Origin of the sequence: Streptomyces caelestis (assembly GCF_001279005.1) — a bacterium.
GTDB lineage: Bacteria > Actinomycetota > Actinomycetes > Streptomycetales > Streptomycetaceae > Streptomyces > Streptomyces heliomycini.
Genome location: NZ_LGCN01000001.1, coordinates 25454 through 42412 on the forward strand (window position 1 = coordinate 25454; position 16959 = coordinate 42412).

Genomic DNA, 16959 nt, shown 5'->3' on the forward strand with positions numbered 1-16959 from the left:
GTCGTCGGTTGGGCTATCGCCTGAGCGGTCGTGCAGCGCGGGCGCGCCGTGCGGCGCGGAATGCTTCGGCGGGATCGTCGCAAGGTCCGGGCGCGGGGCGCCATTCGCCAGCGCGCCAGACGGTGAAGGGATACCAGCGGCCGTCGGGGCCCGGGCGGATCTGAACGCCGGCGGTCGTGTCGGTGAGCGCATCGCCGTCGAGGGTGATGGTCCCGAGGCCGACAGCACGGGAGGAGTGGAGGGTCTCTCGTGCCTGTTCCAGGACGTCCCTGGTTGCTGGGGTGGCGGCGAGGGTGGCGTGGGCGCCGGCCGGGCCGCCGTGGCGGTAGCCGATCATCATCGCCCGCAGGGTGGCTTCGGGGATGCCGGTGGCGCGCTGGGCGGCCGCGAGATGGTCCGCGCCGTCGGGGCTGGCGAGGATCCGGAGGATGTCGGCCAACTCGTCGTGCGGCGCAGCAGTGGTGTCGGTCAGAAGGGTCCGGGCGCGGGCGGCGGCGTCGGCGGTCATGTGTGCCAGGTCCTGGGCTCGGGGCCCAGGGAGGGGTGCGTCGGTGTAGGTGAGGATGGTGACGGTGTCGAGGTCGAGGGACGGTGCCGTCTGTGGGGGGCGGTGGGCGGCCAGCGAGTAGAGCTGGGCGGCGCGCACGGTGCCGTTGGTGTCTGCGGGGAGAGGGCCGGGGTCGGCGCCGTCGACGAGGTCGCGTACGTGGGCGGCGAGGGCGCGGGCGGTCATGCCGCGGGCGCCAAGCAGCAAGGAGGGGCTGTTGGTGAGGCGTTCGGCGACGGCGTGGCCAAGGGCTGCGCTGTGGTCGCAGACGCGGTGGGTCCGGCCGGTGGGGCAGGAGCAGGAGAAGGTGATGCCGTCGGAGGGCGGGGTGATGGAGATGCCGCCGGCGTGGCCGGAGTCGGCGATCGTGGCGGGGATCCGGTTGGCGACGAGGTCGGCGACGGCCTGAGGGTCGTCGGCGAGCCGGGCGGCCAGCGATTCCCACTGGGTGGCGGTCAGCTCGGGGAGGTGGATCACGGCCTGGTGGGTGGCCTTCTTCGCGGCGACAGGGGCGCTGATCCTGCCGGGCTGGGTGTGGATCTGAGCGACGGCCCCGTTGCGCGCGAGGTTGAGGCCCTTGCCGTACGAGCCGGAGCCGTTGGTGGCAAGGTGGAAGGCCTGCTTCCACGCTCCGGCAAGCGGCGCGAGGGATCGGGCGGTGCCGGTCATCGGGTTCCCAGAGTGACGAGGGCGGCGAGTTCGGAGTCGTCGAGTTCGGTCAGGGCGCCTTCGCCGGAAGTGAGGACGGCGTCGGTCAGGGCGCGTTTGCGGGCGAGGAGTTCGTTGATGTGGTCCTCGACGGTGCCCTCGGTGATCAGGTGATGGACCTGGACGGTGCGGTGCTGTCCGATGCGGTGGGCGCGGTCCGTGGCCTGGTCCTCGACCGCCGGGTTCCAGGGCCGGTCGTAATGGATGACGTGCTCAGCCCGGGTCAGCGTCAAGCCGGTGCCGGCCGCCTTGACGGACAGGATGAACACCGGGGCGGGGTCGGGGTCGTGCTGGAAAGCGTCGACGAGGTGCTGGCGGCGGGCCGGCGGGGTGCCGCCGTGGAGGAAGCGGACGGAGCGGCCGCGGGCGCGCAGGTGGTGTTCGAGGATGCGGCCCATCTGGACGTAGCCGGTGAAGACGAGGGCGGCTTCGCCCCGGTCGGCGAGGGTCGCAGCGAGGTCGTCCAAGGCGGCGAGCTTGCCCGAGCGGCGGGCGAGGCCGGCCGGCTCGGCGTCGTCCAGGGGTTCCTTGAGGTAGAGGGTGGGGGCGTTGCAGATCTGACGCAGGGCCTGGAGCAGCTTCAGGACCAGGCCGCGGCGTTCGATCCCGCTACTGGTCGTGATCTTGTGCATGGTGTCGCGGACGATCGCCTCGTACAGACCGGTCTGCTCGTCGGTCAGGGCCACGACACGGTGGTGGTGGATCTTGCCGGGCAGTTCGGGGGCGATGCCGGCGTCGGTCTTGCGCCGGCGAAGCATGAACGGGGCGATGAGCCGGGCGAGCCCTGCTGCGGCGGGCGCGTCGGGGTCCTTCTCGACGGTGCCGTAGCGGGCGCGGAAGGCGGCTCGGGTGCCGAAGAGGCCCGAGTTGGTCCAGTCGAGGATGGCCCACAGCTCGGTGAGGGTGTTCTCGACGGGGGTGCCGGTGACGGCGAGCCGGGCCAATGCAGGGACGTCGCGCAGCGCCTTGGCCGTGGCGGAGGCGGGGTTCTTGATGTGCTGGGCCTCGTCGGCCACGACCAGGCCCCACTGGGTGGCGGCGACGGCAGGGTCACGGCGCAGCGTGCCGTACGTCGTGATGACGACCGTGGTGTGGTCGAGCGCATCGGTGTCGAGGGTCCGGGTGGTGCCGTGGTAGCGGACGACGGCGGTGTCCGGGGCGAAGCGGGCGATCTCGCGCTGCCAGTTCGTGATGAGGGAGGCCGGGCAGACCACGAGGGTCGGGCCGGCGGCTGCGCCGGCCGTTTCGGCGCGGTGGAGGTGCAAGGCGATGGTCGTCAGCGTCTTGCCCAGGCCCATGTCGTCGGCGAGGAGCGCGCCGAAGCCCAGGCCGAGGGTGTGCGCGAGCCAGGTCAGAGCCCGCTGCTGGTAGTGGCGCAACGTCGCGTTCAGACCGGTCGGCGGTGGCACGGGCCGGGGATCGTCGGGAGCCTGGCGCAGGGCGTCGACGAGGGTGGCCAGCGTGCCGGCGGCCCGTACGTCGAGGGTTTCGCCGTCGAGGGTGAGGGTTCCGGACAGGGCGGCGGCGAGCGCGTCGAGGGAGGGCAGCGGCGCGAGGTCGCGGTGGCGGGCGCGGCGGGCGGTGTCGGGGTCGATGAGCAGCCAGCGGCCGCGCATGCGGATCAGCGGCCAGGCGGCGTCGGCGAGGGCGGTCATCTCGTCCTCGGTCAGCGGGTCGCCGTCGAGGCTGATGTGCCAGCGGCAGTCCACGAGACGGTTCAGGGCCAGGAAGCCGCTGCCGGGGGTGAACTCGTCGGCGCCGTCGTGGGTGCCGATGACGGCGGTGGCGGTGAGCGCGCCGAGCAGAGCGGGCGGCCAGTGGACGGCGAAGCCGACTCCGGCGAGCGGGGCGGCGGCGTGGTCGTGGAGGAGGGCCAGTTCCTCCGCGGACAGGGTGAGGCGGCGGGGGCGTTCCTGTGCGGCGAGGTCGCCGAGCGGCGGGAACAGGCGGGCGCCGCGGCGCAGCGCCCGGCGTACGCCGGGCAGCACGGCAGGCGTCAGGGCGGGGTGGGTGTGCTGTCCGTCCCAGATGCTGCTCGCCGACACGGGTTCGTCCTGGTCGTCGGCGGCCAGGTGCAGGACGGCTTGGACGGTCGGGGTCTGCTCGCCCGTGTCGGGCTCCTTGATGCGCAGCGTGAGGCGGGGAGCGGGACAGGGGTCGGCGGCGTCCTCGATCGCGTCGGCCCAGGCCCACAGTTCGGGTGTGGGCTCGGGCTCGGGGGCCGGGGTGCTGGTGAACGGGCCGGGGCCCAGGAGCGGGGCGGCACTGGGGGTGCGGACCATCGCGTCGGCGACGGCGTCGAGCAGGGGCCAGAGGGCGTGTTCGGGTGCGAGGACTCGCAGGGGGCTCTGGCCGGCGAGCAGGCAATGGCCCTCGGGTGCCATCCGGGCCGCGGCCTCGGTGACGGCGGTGCGCAGCGCTTCGGTGACCGGGCCGATGCGCCAGCAGCCTTGGCCGTCGGCGGTCAGGGCGGGGTAGACGCGCTGCTGGGCCACGCACGCCACGGCCAGGCGGAGAGCGGGCCGCCACCCGGTGACGGAGGGGTGTTCGCCTTCCCGGCGGGTGAGCAGCGCGGGCAGGGCGAGGCCGACGGGGACGGCGATGCCGGTCACGGTGGCGCGGCGCGGCATGATGCCGCCGGCGCCGGCGAGGACGAGGTCGCGGATGACCGGCTGCAGTGGCGGCGGCAGGCGGCGGGGTGTGGGCAGGGGTGTGCCGTCGGCTTGGAACAGCATCCACGCGGCCCGGCCGGGGTGGCGTGAGGGCAGCAGGGTCAGGGCGGCGCCGTCGCCGAGGGCCTGCTCGAGAGCGCGGCGGGCGGCGAACAGGTCGGCCGGGTCGGCGGGGAGGGCGGGCGGCGGCTCCTGTCGGTCTGCCGGCGCGGGCGGCATGGGGAGCGCGGGCTGGACGGGCGCGGCCGCCGCCGGTTCGGTCGCGGCCGGGGGGTCGGCGTCGGCGCCGAGGGCGGTTTGCAGGGCCTTCAGGAGGCGGTCGGCTGCTTCGGCCCGGGCTTGGCGTTTGCTGGGGCCGGTTCCTTCGCCGGTGAGCTGCTGGCCGCGGTGGACGGCGGTGACCATGGCCGTGAAGCCGGTGGGCGTCGGTGTCGGGGTCCGGTAGTCGGGCCGGGTGATGTGGCCGGCCTGGTGGAACTCGTTCAGGACCGAGAGGGGGTTGGCTTCCCCTGCTGGCGCGGGCGCATGGGGCGCGGCGGGCGTGTCCCAGTTCCAGTCGGGCACCGCGCGATCGGCGAGGGGGTCGGGCAGGTCGGCGAGCGCGGCGATGAGGCTGGTCATGGCCTGCTGCCGGGCGCCCTTGCGGGTGCGGGCCTGTTGGATGCTGCCGGTGATGTCGCGGCCGGCGGGAGCGAAGGCGGCCTGCGCGACGAAGCACGGCTGGCCGTCGTCCCCCTGTCCTTCCCGGACGGTCGCGGACGGCGTGCGCAGCAGTTGGGCGTGCATGGAGATGATGCTCGGCGCCAGGGCCGGGCTGGCGGCGACGGCGGTGATGGCGGCTTGCCGTACGGCCGACCAGACGTCTGTTCCGGCCGTCTCGAACAGCACGGCCCGCAGGGCGGCGACGTCGAGGTGGCCCCGGGCGATCCGGCGGGTGGCTTCGGACGCGACGGCTGCCGCGGATGCGCCCTGGGCGATGGCGCGTTGAAGCGCATCGCGGAAGGCGTCCGCGTCCATCAGGGCCAAGGCCGTGCTCTCGGCCGAGGCGCCGGCGCGGGAGGGCGGGATCTGGACTCGGGGTGTACGGGCGGCCAGCGCTGCGGGACTGATGGGCTGCAGGCGGTCGATGGACAAAGACACTCCCCCAGTAGCCGGACGCCGTCGAGACCACTCCCATTGTGACCTGCGTGCGCGTCAGGTCGGTGCCGTACACACGAGCACCCCACCCCAAGACTGTTGCTTATTTTGATTTCGATATGTAGTTTGGTCATGTCGCCGAGTTCCGGCACCCCCTCACTTCTCCTGCGTCGCGTCGGCTTGCCCTGTGCGCCGACGGCTGTACGGCGCCCACTCTTGCGAGGATCGCCATGCACCTGGACCCCATGGTCTTCCGCTTCACTGCCAGCGGCCCCAGCGCCCAGAGCGCATTCACGAACCACGCCGCCAAGGACCGGGAACTTCCGGTTGACCCGTTCACCCGGCGCGCAGACCTGACGAAGGTCGGCCGCGTCACCGTCGTGCGCGACCGCTCCGCGCTGGGCCCCGTCATCGCGGGCTACTTCAACGAATCCGTTCCGTCGCCCGTCCCGTACGGCGCCCCTCTCGACGAGGACGACGCCGACTGGCTGGCCGACCGCCTGATCGAGGACGACGCCCCGTGCGTCCGATCCGGCGGCGCCGGAGCGCTGCTGCTCGAACCCACCGGGCCGGAGCCGAGCTGGCTCTTCTTCGGCTGGAGCACCCCGCTCGGCTGACCCGCTCTCCCACCCCGGCCCCCACCTCCCTCCAGCCGCGCCACGACGGTCCGGCTGCCAGCGCCAAGGACTCGACCATGCACGCCCCCACTGCCCTCACCGACACCGACATCCGTGTCCGGACCGCGACCCAGGAGGACGGCGACACCCTCGTCGAGCTGATCTCGCTCGTCGACCTCCAGCTGCGAGCCGAGGACCTGCCCGGTGCCCTGGACCCCATGCGGCACGCCCTCGCCGACAGCGACAACGGACCGCTCTCGCACCGCAGGAACCACTTCCTGATCGCAGAGAACAGCGAGGGAGTCCCCGTCGGAGCCATCACGTGTGGCCCTGCCAAGTGGATGTCCGACCCGAACCGGTCGCCCAAGATCATGCGGCGCAAGATGGTCGAGCACATCTCCACCGTGCACGGCCTCGCCGTGGTCCCCGCCTACCGAAACCAGGGAATCGCCCGCACCCTCCTCCACCACGCCGAGGAAACGTTCCGGGATGCCGGATACACGGTCCTGACACTGCGCCACGACCGAAGCCTCACGAGGTTCTACGGGCGGCTCGGCTACACCAGCCACAACCGCCTGTCGCTGACACTGCCCACGGGCGAACTCCTCAGCCTCCTGGACCGGGGCTGGAAGCACGCCTTCAAGATCCTCTCCCCCACCGTCGCCATCACCACGGTCCAGGGGATGCCCACCATCACCGGCGCGCTGTCCGACTGATGCCCCACCGGACCCGCTCCGGTGAACGTGCAGAACTCGGCAAAGGGTGCCTCTGGTGCCGCGTTGCCACAGCACCAGAGCCGCCCCCCACGCGGACCTGTCGAAGGTGACCGAGGTGAAGGTCTCCGACGGCCGGGACCGGCTACGCGCCGACGGCTGCTTCGACGGCCACGTGCACCCGGGGCGAGTAGCCCCCTCCCCGTCCCGGTGCCCGCTGAACCCACTCCGCCCCGGTCTGGTGCCGTCGTACTTATCCGCGACGGCACCAGACCGGCACGCAGCAGCAGGCCAGAACTCACCCGAACACCCTTCGACTTCGAGGACCCCGATGCCCGCCGCGGACACCCGCCTCAGCGCCCAGCGCCTCGCCGACCGCCTCCCGCCTCTGCCCCCGGCCATGCGAGGCAACGCAGGCCGAGAACGTGCCCGTCACGCCTTCGTCACCCGCACCCTCACCACACTGCGCACGGACCGGAGCATCACCGGTGACCGCGCGGAGGACTGGCGCCGGGTGGCCTCAGAACTCGCCTTGCTCGGGCAGATGGCCGCCCCCGGCGACAATTTCCAGGTGGCCGTCTTCGAACTGGAGGCGCTCGCCAGGCTGACCGCCGGTCTCGAACCGGCACCCGCAGGTCTTCCCTCCGGCACCGGCCCCCAGGGAGGAGACCTGATCTTCCCCTGGCAGGCCGGCGAGGACGACTGGATCTCGGTGCCGGGCGGGCTCGCAGGGCCCTTCGTGTCGACGGTGATGGCGATGCCGAACCAGGGGGGTATCGCCCGGACCGTGGTCGTGGTCAGCCAGCGCCACCGGTACCACGCTGGCTCGTCGCACGCCGATGTCCACATCGAGGACGGAACGCGCATCGAACGTCTGGACGCAGAAGTGGAGCGGGCCCAGGCCCGGGAGCAGTGGAACGAGGACCACTCTGCTTGGCACAACCGATGATCGTGGTGGGGCGCCTGGGCGGATCAGCCGAGCGGCGAGAGGCGACGTGCCCCGGGCCATGCGGTCACCGCGCGTCGTCGTCCGCGTCCTCCAGGGCGGGGGGCTCCTGCCAGGTCAGGGTGTCCAGTGGCCGCGGCAGGTTCCTGGCCGCGCCGGGCACCGCTCTCGTCACCGCGGACGCCTCGTCGCTGAAGAGGGCGACGGGGGCACCCGGCGTACGGTCGGGCACTGATACTGCCGAGCTTGAGGTCTTCGTGGTGGTCATCTCGTCCCCCTGATTCGTCCCGGGCCGGGCCCGGCTGGAGGCCGGCGCACAGGCCGGCTGCGAAAGCGTATACAGATTCCGAACTGCGGCCCGAGGAGTTTTCCTTCGGGCCGCATTCCCACGTCAAGCCCCCCTCGCTCCCGACCGCCCGCCGCTCCTGGCACGCTCGCCCGTGCCACGTCCGCCGATGCGAACGCGTCGACCACCGCCTCCGGGCCCGAACCGTCACCGCTCGTCCGCCGCTTCACGCTCACCTCTCGGAGACCACCAGACCGGTCGCAGTGGCCAACTCGGCTCGTACACCCACCGGGTGCACCCGGCCAGCGCCGGGACGGAGGCAGGCTCGGCGGCCTTGCTGATGACGTGGGCCATCTCGTCCATGAACAGCATGGTCGGCCTGGGCGCCACCATGACGACGTCCACCGCTGGTCCTCGTTCACGGACCGCGTGCGCCAGGTGATGGAGCTCGTCGTGCCCGGGGTGGCGGGCCCGGATCTGGTCCTCGTCCACGAGCACGGTCACACGGCCGTCCGCGGTGTCCGCAAACGGTCCGAACTTCTGGCTGGCGGCCTCCGGGCCGAGTTCGCGGCATTCGACGGTGTGCAAGGCTCGCCTCAGCACGGCCGCGTACTGGTCGGCGTCGGCATCGCGCGGCAGCGGCACCTTCCCGCGTCCGATGGGGCCTATGAACGCTGCCGGGTCCGGCAGTTGATCGCTCATCGTGTGGTCCTTCTTCCGGGTCGGCGTGGTTCAGGCCTGGTCGAGGTGGTGTTCGTACCAGGCGGTCAGCTGGGCGGGGTCCTGCGGCATGGACCTGACCAGCCGGAGGAGCCGTTCGCCGGTGGGGCGTACCTCCGTGCGAGCCAGGGCGGACAGGTCGGTGGTGCGCAGGGCGGCGAAGCCGGCGAGGTGACGCTCCTCGAAGGTGCGCGCGTCGGCGAGGCTGTCGGCGGCGGCGAGGTAGCGGGTGACGAACGGGTCGAGCGCCGCGCGGTGGGCGGCGAGGTGGCGGAGGTAGTCGGGGCTGTCGACGGTGGCGGTGTTGGCGGCTTCGCCGTAGTGGGGTGAGGGCAGCGCGCACCAGTCGCTAATAAGAGCGGTGAGGGTGGCCGGGCCGTCGAGCGGGGTGTCGGCTCGCCAGTGGCCGTCGGCTGCTCCCTGGGCGGAGCCCACGCGTTCGTGGAGGCGGCCGAGGACGCTGGCGAAGGTGAAGAACCCCAGAACGTAGTCGGCTCCGGCGATGACGGACCGGATCGTCGGCTCGGTCGGCACCGCCTCTGGCAGCAGGAGGCGCTGCTTGCGGTGTTCGCGCTGGAAGGGCAGGCAGACGGCGGCCTCGATCGCGGCGTGTTCGGCGAGCAGGACGGCGACGCTCTGCGAGGGCGCGGCCTCGCGCTCCCATTCCACGGTGTCGTCCTCCTCGGCGAGGTCGCTCAGCCCCAGTGCGTCCAGGCTGACGCGGTAGACGCCGGTGGTCGTGGCGGTCAGGGTCAGGATGCCGTCGCGGTCGGGCAGCGGCTGGGTGTGCTGAAGCGTGCCGTCGGTCCTGTCGCGGGTCCAGTTCAGGCGGTTTGCGGGGCGGGTCGCGATAGCGAGCGCCCAGTCGAGCAGGTGGACGAGCTCTTCCTGGCCGGCGCTGGCGAGGTCGGTGCGGGAGGTGTCCGAGGGCTGGCTGGAGAAGTGCCGGCCGAGGCGCTGGAGGGCTTCCTCGGGGAGGTCGGTGACGGCCTCGGCGCCGGGCGGGAGGCAGGGGTCGCTTCCGTGGACCGTGCCTTCGGGGTACGTGCGGCAGCTGCCTGCCCAGCCGCCGGCGGCGTACACGCTGGCGTGGGCGGGGTCGGCGAGGACGCGGGTGGCGACGTCGAGAGCGTGCTCGGCGGCTTGGACCAGGACAGGGTCCGCACTGAGGCCGGCGATGTGGCAGAGGGCGCGGGCGGCGGGGTGATCGACGGTGCCGGACGGGGCGCGGTCGGGTTCGATCTCGGTGAGGAGGTCGAGGACAGCTGTGCGCGGGTCGGCCGGGCCCGAGGCGGGAATCGGTCCGGCGGGCCACAGGGCCAGGGGGACGGACCGGGAAGTCCACAGCGGCAGGACGGTGGGGGTGGCCTCGCATGCCTCGATCAGGTGGAGGCCGCCGTGGTGGCGGGTGGTGAACAGGTGAACGTGACCGCTGATACGGGTGAGGGTGTCGAGGAGCCGGATCCGGCGCAGGGTGGCGCACAGGTGGTCGGCGAGGCCCGCGAGTTCGGCGTCCTGGGCGGCTGCGTACTCGGGTTCGCGGCGGAACTGGGGGATCCAGTGAGGCATCAGGCTGCTCTGGTCGGCGGACCGGCGGCCGAGTGCAGCACGCCAGTCGGTCTCGCTGATGCCGGCGAGGAGCATCCTCATCCCGGGCAGCGTCAGGGCAATCCCCTCTCGCAGGCCGGCCCAGCGCAGGCCTGCGACGCCTGTCCCGCCCGGCCGGTGGCCGAGGGCGTCGATCCACCGCTCCAGCTGGGCGGGCGCGATCCGCACCACCAGTTCGTCGGGGCGGGGGGTGAGGCTGCGGATGCCGAACGGGCCACCGGTGAGGGTGGGGCGGTGACGGCCGTAGGCGGTGATCAGCGCGTGGAAGATCCGTGCCTCGCCCCGGGCCTGTTCGGGCGTGGGCGTCGGGATGAGGTGCTCGAAGTCCGCGAGCTCGGCTCGGGCCGTCTCTTCGGTTTCGCCCGTGGCCATCTGGCGCAGGGCGACCGGGGAGACGGCCGCGTCGGTCGCGCGAAGGCCCTGCTGTAGCCGGGACGTGTACGGGGTGAGGGTGTCGGTGTGCGTCACGGTGCTGCTCCCGCTGTGAGGTCCGCTGTCACCTGGTACAGGTGTGCGGACGGCGCGCGGTGTGACAGTCAGAGCGGACGAGTTTTTGGGGTCGCTCGGGCGCCGGGCGAAGGCTGCCCTGTGTCACCGGACTTGGGGACGCGGGTATGTGTCATCGAGCCTTGATCGCGCAGGCGGAGGATCGGACGAGTGTCGGATTGTCAGTCCAGGGCTGCGTCGAAGGTTGTGCGGTTGGTCAAGGTGTAGGCGTGCTCCCGTTCGGACCACCGGATGCGCTCGGCGATCTCGTGGTCGTCAGCGACGTGCGGAGACGGGCGCATGAGGTGGTGGCGCCACCACCGGGCATTACGCATCTGGCGGTCGAGCACGGCATCGATGAGACGTGAGCGGGAGGCGTCGTCGAGCCCGTACGCGCCAGCGAGGATGCGTACCTGTGCGGCCTGGCTGGCGGCGGGTGGAGCGTCAGGCTTGGAGGAAATGCACCAGGTCCATGCCATGTAGCCGAGGTCTTCCAGCGGATCGCCTGGGGCAGCGGTGTCGAAGTCGATGAAGGCGACCGGGACGTCGTCTGTGAAGACCGTGTTGTTCGGCCCCGGGTCGTGGTGGCACACGACGGGGTGCCGACCGGCCAGGCGGCTCGCGCGGGTGGCGTCGTGAAAGGCTCGTAGCAGGGAGCCGGCGGCAGCCACCTGAAGGTCTGTCCAGCGCTGGAAGCGAGCGGGCACCCAGCCGGGAAGGTAGCTGAGGATCTCGCGGTTTGCCTCGTCGAACCCGAGATGACGCGGAGCGCCAGCGAAGCCCTGCCGTCGAAGGTCACCGAGCAATTCGGCGACGAACGCGGACGACGCGGTGACTGGCCGACGGACGGTATCGCCGATCCTGACCACACCCGAAGTGATGCGTCCACCGGACAAGGGCACTTCGTTCTTCATGGCTACATCCTGCACGCGCGGGCCCTCGGTCAGTCTTCAGTGACAAAAGACCACGATTCTCCCCCGCCAGGGTCCGCCCACCCGTCCGAGCTCCGGCAGCCACTGATGCCGACCGACACGCGGCTGTCGGGCGGATGTCAGAGTCGAGCCCGCCCTTCAACTGCTGAGTGAGTGATCCGCGACGCTGCGCCTTTGGGGTCAGCCTGCTATCGAGGACAGGACGTGTGTTTGGGAGGGCGTTTCACGCCTCGGCCTCTGCCTCTTCGTCCGCACTGGTTTCGTCCTCGATCAGCCCGTACGGCGGACGGTCCTCGTTGCGGCTGTAGCGCACCACCACGCTGCTTTCCACCAGCGGTGGCGGGCTGTTGTCGGCGACGATGAGCTGTGCTCGGCTACCGCGCTCTGCGAGCCAGAGGGAGAGGTGGTGGTAGAAGTCGTCGATGGCGACTGCGTCCGCGATCACGGCATCAAGGGTGCCGCCGTGGCCGAGGTTTTTCTGGGGGCTGTCGATCATGAGGAATCCCGGGTGCGCGGCCCCTGCTTCGACTGCGATCTCGAATACGGCCAGCTGCCAGGCGAGGGTAAGCAGAGTGCGGGCGCCGGAGGAGGCTTCCTGGTACGGCTCACCGCGCACGAAGGGGGTGAGGTCGGTCTTGATGAAGGGCGTACTGACCTTGGGGTAGCGCCAGGCTCGCAGGAGCTCGCCGTATCGGCCGCTGATCTTGGCGATGACCCGATCGCGGTCGTGGGAGGCGTCTCCGAGTCGTGCGAGTTCCTCGCGGAGACGGGCGATCTGGGCTTCGTGGCGTTCCACGGCGTCGGCCCGTTTGGCAAGTCCTTCGCGGAGTTTGACCGCGCTCTCGGCCTGTTCGAGTTGGCGCAGGACCTGTTCGCGCCTTCGGTGGAGGTCGTCGCGGGCGGCGAGGAACGGTGAGACTGAAGGCGACGTCGCGGCGTCCAGCGCGGCGGCGGCTTCCTCTTCCCGGACGGCCGCCTCTTCCGCCCGAAGTTTGAGTGGGACGAGCGAGGCGCCGAGCTCGTCGATGTAGGTGGTGATCTCCTTGAGGCGGGCCTTGGTGGACCGGGTCTCGGCTGCGACGTCCACCCGGTTGTCTCCGGCCTGGCTGCCGGTGTCGGCAGCGCCCAGGACCAACGTCCCTTCCGCTGCTGTCAGGTCGTGGCGGCAGAGGCTGCAACGTCCGTTTTCGGCGGTGGGGGGAGCCGACAGCCGGTTCAGGCATGCGGGGCAGGTGGTGACGCTCAGGGGGTCGAAGATCTGCTGTGCCTCGCCGAGCATGCCGAGCTTGAGGAGATCGTCGGCGTACTGTGCGCGGAGGGGCATCAGGCGTTGGAGCTGCGTTTCGCAGTCCCGCAGGACCGCTGCCGCCCGGTGAGAAGTCTGGGCCGCCTCTTTGTGCTGGTGGCGCAGCTGAGCCGCGAATTCCGTTCCCGCCTTCGCCCGGCGGTCCAACTCCGTGAGCTGGCTCGTGATATCAGCCAGCTCCTGTTCGTGGACGGCAGGTGTGGGTTCACCGTCCAGTGCGGTGGGAGCCTGCTCCACGACGAAGGTACGGGCTGCTGCGAGTTCGGCTTTGGCGCGGTTGAGCCGGCCACCGAGTTCCTGGATGCGCTGGCCGAGTTCGACGGCGCGATCGTCGTGGACCCCGAAGGCGACGTCGACGACCTGTCGCAGTTTGTGCTTGCGCATGTAGTCGTTCTCGAACAGGAAGTTCTTGTCCGCGACGCGTTCGTTGGGCAGGAAGGCGAGCCACATCAAGTCGCGGAAGCTGAGCGGGTCCGTGCGGGATTCGCTGTTGGTGGGCGCTTCGCGTAGCTGAACGCCTTCGAGCTTGCAGTGACTCAGGAGGAGAGAGGACAGGCTCTCCGGTGCCCCGGGCGGGTCGATGGGCCTGCTCTCGGCCCTGGAGGTGGGCCTGCTGTCGAGCGTTCCGCGGCGTACGAAGGCGATCTTCGAGGGCTCTCCGACCGACCGCTCGATCACGTGCGGCTCGCCGGAGAGCTCGACCTCCAAAAGGCATGAACGAACCCTTCGCAGCACCTCCTGGTGGCGGGGGTGCCGTTTCGCGCCGAGCCCGTAGGCGATGAATTCCAGGACCGCTGTTTTGCCGGAGCTGAATGCCCCGGCGATGACGGAGAGGTTCCGTACCCGTTGTTCGGCGGTGAAGTCGACGTCGTAGGACCGCTCCATGCCGACCAGGCGCAGACGGCGGATCCGGATGCCGGGAAGCGGCTCCATGGTGATCATCCCTCCCAGGACGTTTCCAGCAACGGGCCTGGCCCCAGGACGCTCATGAGGGCAGCCGCGGGCCCGTCGGGTCCGTCCGGCCTGAGCCACCGTGCGGTCTGCTCGCGCAGCCTTTTGTCGCTGAGTTTGCGGAGCTGCCGGACGACGATGTCTGCGGCGGTAGCAAAGGACGTCGCGTACGTGGCGGTGAACTGCCCGCCGAGGTGCTGACCGGCCTCTGTGATCGAGTAGGTGAGGGAGCCGTTGCGATTTCGGACCTGGCAGCACCCATAGGCCACCAGGAGCGCCAAGTCGTGCTGGATCCGTTCTCGCCGGCTCGTGAATCGCTGCGAAGAGGACGCGTAGGCAAGGACCTGCGGGTCGAATCCGGCCAGCCGGAGGAGGCTCGCGTCCCGGCCCTCGGAGGGAACTACGAGGAAGGGGTTCGCGGACAGGAAGTCGTAGTACCCGATGCGTTCCAGGGTGGCCCCGTTTGCGTCCTGCGCGGCAACGGCGTCAAGGAGCAGCAGCAGTTGAGCGAGACGGAAAGGTACCTCGTCCTCGGGCATCACAACCGGCCGGTCTGCTTGCACGGCATGCTCCTCATCAGTGGTCGAGCGGTACGGAGGGACGCGAAACCTCAGTCGTCGGCATGACCGCTCGCGATCTGCCGCCAGTGCGTGACCCACCCTGCCCGACGGTTGTCGACCAGCCGGTGGACCAGACCCCAGCTGTGCGTCACCTCCAGACGCAGCACCTTGGGCAGTTTGTCGTGCTCGCCGCGCACCTCGCGCCATACCCGGCCGTGCAGAGCAGCGAGGGTGCCCTCGGCCGAACACTCGTTGAACTGCATCTCCCACACCCCGTGAAGGGTGGCGTCAGCAGAGCTCAGTGCGGCAACCTCAGCCGGCACGCCCTTGTGCGCGACTTCGCGCGCCACCAGGTCGGCGTTGAAGAACTGCCGCTTCGCCGAGTCCAGTTCGACGTGGCCGGCCTCGGTCATCTGGCGCACGAACAGAGCCGAGTCGAGCGCCGCCGCCTTGTCCTCCTCCACGTCCAGCACGAGGCGTATCTGCTCCTGAGCGGGGGCGGCAGGCGCCGTGAAGGGTTCGTAATAGGCACGGCGTACCTGGTCACCTTCGGGGCTCAGCAGCTTCTTCATGAGCTTGGTCTCGTCCCACAGCTCGATGACGAGGCCATGCGCCTTCTCCTGCCGCTTCTTCCAGCCATCCCACCATTGGGCTGCCGGCCCGTCCATGCTGGAGGGGATGCACAGGATCCAGAGCGTGATGGTGTGACCGTTAGCCGCCGCGGCTTTCAGCCCGTTCGCGAGGGACTCGCGAATCTGCTGCGACTGGCTGGTTGTGGTCTTCGGCATGAAGTACTTGGACTGCCAGACCGTGATGGCGCCGCCGAGGTCACCGGCGAAAGCGTCGATTCCCCAGTCGCCCGGATTCGCGGCGATCATCCGGACGTTCGGATTGGTCGCACTGGCGAGCTGCGCGAGCATCTTCTCGAAGTCGGCCCGTGCCCCGTCCGCGCTTCCGGTCCGCAGTTCGTGCACTCCGAAATGGATGGGCGGAACACCAGCTGCCACCGGCATGGAGTTGTCCAACCTGCACCCCCGCATCCCGCAGGCAACCCGAGCGAACCGCGTTCAGCGGACTGTTCACCCTGCGCCACACACAGTAACGGCCGCCAGCGTACGTGTTACGGAATCATGCGATCAAGGTGCTTGCGGTCGGCAGTATCCCGGCAGTGGCACGGTGGATGGAGCTGGTTCGCAGAGACAGCGGCAGTCCACTCGCCCCGTTGGCGTGGGCGATGATCTCCGCAGTGATGGGCATGGCCGTGAGCGGCGCAGCGAAGTCCTGAGCCTTGCCGGTCCCAGACAGCCGAAGTCGCAGCGCGCATCGCGCTGCTGGGCGGCATCGGCGTTTCGTGTCGAGGTCGGCGGCCGCGAGCACGACCACGATGGCCTCGCAGGAAGCGGCGTCCTACGCCGCTTCCCTGAGCACGTCGAGAACACTCGGTTCGACCTGCGGCACGGGAGCCTCACTTCCTTCATCGCCGGTATCGGCACGGCTCGGGACCGGGCCCGCCGCCTTTCTCCGGTTCGGTTCTGCTGGAGGACGTCTGTCCACTGGCGTTGCCGGCCGCCGCCCGGGGCATCCCGCTGCCCGGGGCCCCACCGAGGGCCAATGGGACCGGACCAGCGTGAAGCACTCGAAAGTCCAACCGCCTTGGCGCCGGAAGGCGATCGCGTACCGTGGCGCCGACTGATACGTCAGCCCGCGACCGCGTGGTCGCCGCGGGACAGGCGGAGCATGGCCGAGCGGGTTGTGTTCGTGCATGGGGAGGAAGCGGTGGCGGAGTCCAAGAAGCCCGCGGGTAGCACGATGTGCCCGGTCCTTGACCCGGATGCGGAGCTCTCGGACGCTACCCGGAAGGTCCTGCGGCAGGCCATGGAGGACCCTCGGCGCTACGTGGGCCGCCTGACCAACCCGTTGTGGGCGGCTGTCCCCCTTCTTAAGCGCGGCGGAGCGGGAGTGGCGGCTGCCGCCATGGCGTGGTGGTGGACCGGTAGCCTTGAGATCGCGGATCCCGCCGCCGACTCCTCCACCCTCGTCAGCACGCTGGACCGGAAGCTGCAGGAGACCGTCGACCTGGCGCACACGCTGCTGTCCGTATGGCCGCTGGCCGCCGGCATCGTGGCTGTGCTCTGCGCCGGTCTGATCGCCGACCGGGCGCTCTACAACAGGCAGCTGCGCCGGCTCGCCGCCGTCCAGCAGCACCTCGTGCATCCGAAGGACCTGACCGCCGACGCCCAGGAACTCCTGGCCCGGGCTCGGCGGGCGATGACGGCCGTGCTCGACTCCAGGGTGCACCGCGAGCAGTGGCTCGACGCCCAGCGCAACGAGGCGGCCTTCCTCCGTCAGGAGTGGGCGATCGCCCAAGGCCTGCGGGACTACAGCCGCGTGACCCGCAAGGATCAAGGGGTACCGCAGGAGACGGACAACGCCGCGGTGGCCGAGCTGCTCGCCGCTCGCAGAGGTGTGCTTGCGACGAGCCTGCACGGCATCGAGCGGCGGGTGGCGGCGCTGGAGGCGTACGCCTCACAGGTCGCCGAGGCCGACGCCCGCTATGCCGAGGTACGGGCGATCGAGCGGCTGGCCGCGGGCAGCGACGAGCTCCTCGACCTGCTTGCCCGCACGGCAGCGGACGACCTGGCGGTCGCCGAGATCGACAGGCTGACCGACGAGGCCGCCGTCGTCGCCTCGACGTTCACCAAGGCGCTGGAGTCCGCCAAGCAGGCCGCCGCGGCGGCCCTCCCCCTCCAGAGCGCGGCGTAGCCCACCC

The 16959-nt window shown here is 70.8% G+C and carries 13 protein-coding genes; 4 read left to right on the forward strand and 9 right to left on the reverse strand.

Going from position 1 to position 16959, the window contains the following annotated elements; all coding sequences use genetic code 11:
* Nucleotides 1-13 precede the first annotated feature (13 nt).
* Both ADK41_RS00145 and ADK41_RS00150 read right to left on the reverse strand, forming a co-directional pair.
* A complete protein-coding gene (locus ADK41_RS00145; protein ID WP_030819730.1) occupies nucleotides 14-1216 on the reverse strand; it encodes a hypothetical protein in 1203 nt (400 codons plus the stop codon).
* Nucleotides 1213-5061: an SNF2-related protein gene (locus ADK41_RS00150; protein WP_234318567.1), complete on the reverse strand. Its 3849-nt coding sequence runs from the start codon at nucleotides 5059-5061 to the stop codon at nucleotides 1213-1215. The genes ADK41_RS00145 and ADK41_RS00150 overlap by 4 nt, the downstream gene beginning before the upstream one ends.
* 233 nt (nucleotides 5062-5294) lie before the next feature.
* Here ADK41_RS00150 and ADK41_RS00155 point away from each other — a divergent pair, with 233 nt between their 5' ends.
* From ADK41_RS00155 to ADK41_RS00165, 3 genes are all read left to right on the forward strand, one after another.
* Nucleotides 5295-5681, forward strand: a complete 387-nt coding sequence (locus ADK41_RS00155; protein WP_030819726.1) for a hypothetical protein — start codon at nucleotides 5295-5297, stop codon at nucleotides 5679-5681.
* A gap of 77 nt (nucleotides 5682-5758) precedes the next feature.
* Nucleotides 5759-6397: a GNAT family N-acetyltransferase gene (locus ADK41_RS00160; protein WP_030819725.1), complete on the forward strand. Its 639-nt coding sequence runs from the start codon at nucleotides 5759-5761 to the stop codon at nucleotides 6395-6397.
* 328 nt (nucleotides 6398-6725) lie between these two features.
* Entirely contained in the window at nucleotides 6726-7343 is a 618-nt protein-coding gene (locus ADK41_RS00165; RefSeq protein WP_030819724.1) for a hypothetical protein, read from the forward strand.
* Nucleotides 7344-7407: 64 nt separating this feature from the next.
* Here the strand turns inward: ADK41_RS00165 and ADK41_RS38495 are convergent, their stop codons facing one another.
* From ADK41_RS38495 to ADK41_RS00195, 7 genes are all read right to left on the reverse strand, one after another.
* Nucleotides 7408-7608 (reverse strand): hypothetical protein, encoded by a 201-nt coding sequence (locus ADK41_RS38495; protein WP_078615117.1) that lies wholly within the window; start codon nucleotides 7606-7608, stop codon nucleotides 7408-7410.
* A gap of 225 nt (nucleotides 7609-7833) precedes the next feature.
* The gene (locus ADK41_RS00170; RefSeq protein WP_030819723.1) at nucleotides 7834-8328 is read right to left on the reverse strand and encodes a hypothetical protein; all 495 of its coding nucleotides are present in this window, start codon (nucleotides 8326-8328) and stop codon (nucleotides 7834-7836) included.
* A gap of 30 nt (nucleotides 8329-8358) precedes the next feature.
* Entirely contained in the window at nucleotides 8359-10422 is a 2064-nt protein-coding gene (locus tag ADK41_RS00175) for a hypothetical protein (protein ID WP_030819722.1), read from the reverse strand.
* Between the two features lie 200 nt (nucleotides 10423-10622).
* Nucleotides 10623-11354 carry a phosphotransferase family protein gene (locus tag ADK41_RS00180; RefSeq protein WP_030819721.1) on the reverse strand — a complete coding sequence of 244 codons (732 nt, stop codon included), beginning with the start codon at nucleotides 11352-11354 and terminating at the stop codon, nucleotides 10623-10625.
* Nucleotides 11355-11595: 241 nt separating this feature from the next.
* Nucleotides 11596-13620, reverse strand: coding sequence for a hypothetical protein (locus ADK41_RS00185; RefSeq protein WP_030819720.1), 2025 nt, complete (start codon nucleotides 13618-13620; stop codon nucleotides 11596-11598).
* The gene (locus ADK41_RS00190) at nucleotides 13617-14192 is read right to left on the reverse strand and encodes an ABC-three component system middle component 2 (RefSeq protein WP_030578332.1); all 576 of its coding nucleotides are present in this window, start codon (nucleotides 14190-14192) and stop codon (nucleotides 13617-13619) included. The genes ADK41_RS00185 and ADK41_RS00190 overlap by 4 nt, the downstream gene beginning before the upstream one ends.
* Before the next feature lie 47 nt (nucleotides 14193-14239).
* Nucleotides 14240-15163 carry a serine/threonine protein kinase gene (locus ADK41_RS00195; protein WP_234318566.1) on the reverse strand — a complete coding sequence of 308 codons (924 nt, stop codon included), beginning with the start codon at nucleotides 15161-15163 and terminating at the stop codon, nucleotides 14240-14242.
* 985 nt (nucleotides 15164-16148) lie between these two features.
* Here ADK41_RS00195 and ADK41_RS00200 point away from each other — a divergent pair.
* Nucleotides 16149-16952: a hypothetical protein gene (locus tag ADK41_RS00200; RefSeq protein WP_159043931.1), complete on the forward strand. Its 804-nt coding sequence runs from the start codon at nucleotides 16149-16151 to the stop codon at nucleotides 16950-16952.
* Nucleotides 16953-16959: the final 7 nt, after the last annotated feature.

What these genes read in the sequence shown, in the direction of transcription:
- ADK41_RS00145 (WP_030819730.1), bottom strand. Translation starts at nt 1,216, where the DNA reads ATGACCGGCACCGCCCGATCCCTCGCGCCGCTTGCCGGAGCGTGGAAG.
- ADK41_RS00155 (WP_030819726.1), top strand. Translation starts at nt 5,295, where the DNA reads ATGCACCTGGACCCCATGGTCTTCCGCTTCACTGCCAGCGGCCCCAGC.
- ADK41_RS00160 (WP_030819725.1), top strand. Translation starts at nt 5,759, where the DNA reads ATGCACGCCCCCACTGCCCTCACCGACACCGACATCCGTGTCCGGACC.
- ADK41_RS00165 (WP_030819724.1), top strand. Translation starts at nt 6,726, where the DNA reads ATGCCCGCCGCGGACACCCGCCTCAGCGCCCAGCGCCTCGCCGACCGC.
- ADK41_RS38495 (WP_078615117.1), bottom strand. Translation starts at nt 7,608, where the DNA reads ATGACCACCACGAAGACCTCAAGCTCGGCAGTATCAGTGCCCGACCGT.
- ADK41_RS00170 (WP_030819723.1), bottom strand. Translation starts at nt 8,328, where the DNA reads ATGAGCGATCAACTGCCGGACCCGGCAGCGTTCATAGGCCCCATCGGA.
- ADK41_RS00180 (WP_030819721.1), bottom strand. Translation starts at nt 11,354, where the DNA reads ATGAAGAACGAAGTGCCCTTGTCCGGTGGACGCATCACTTCGGGTGTG.
- ADK41_RS00185 (WP_030819720.1), bottom strand. Translation starts at nt 13,620, where the DNA reads ATGATCACCATGGAGCCGCTTCCCGGCATCCGGATCCGCCGTCTGCGC.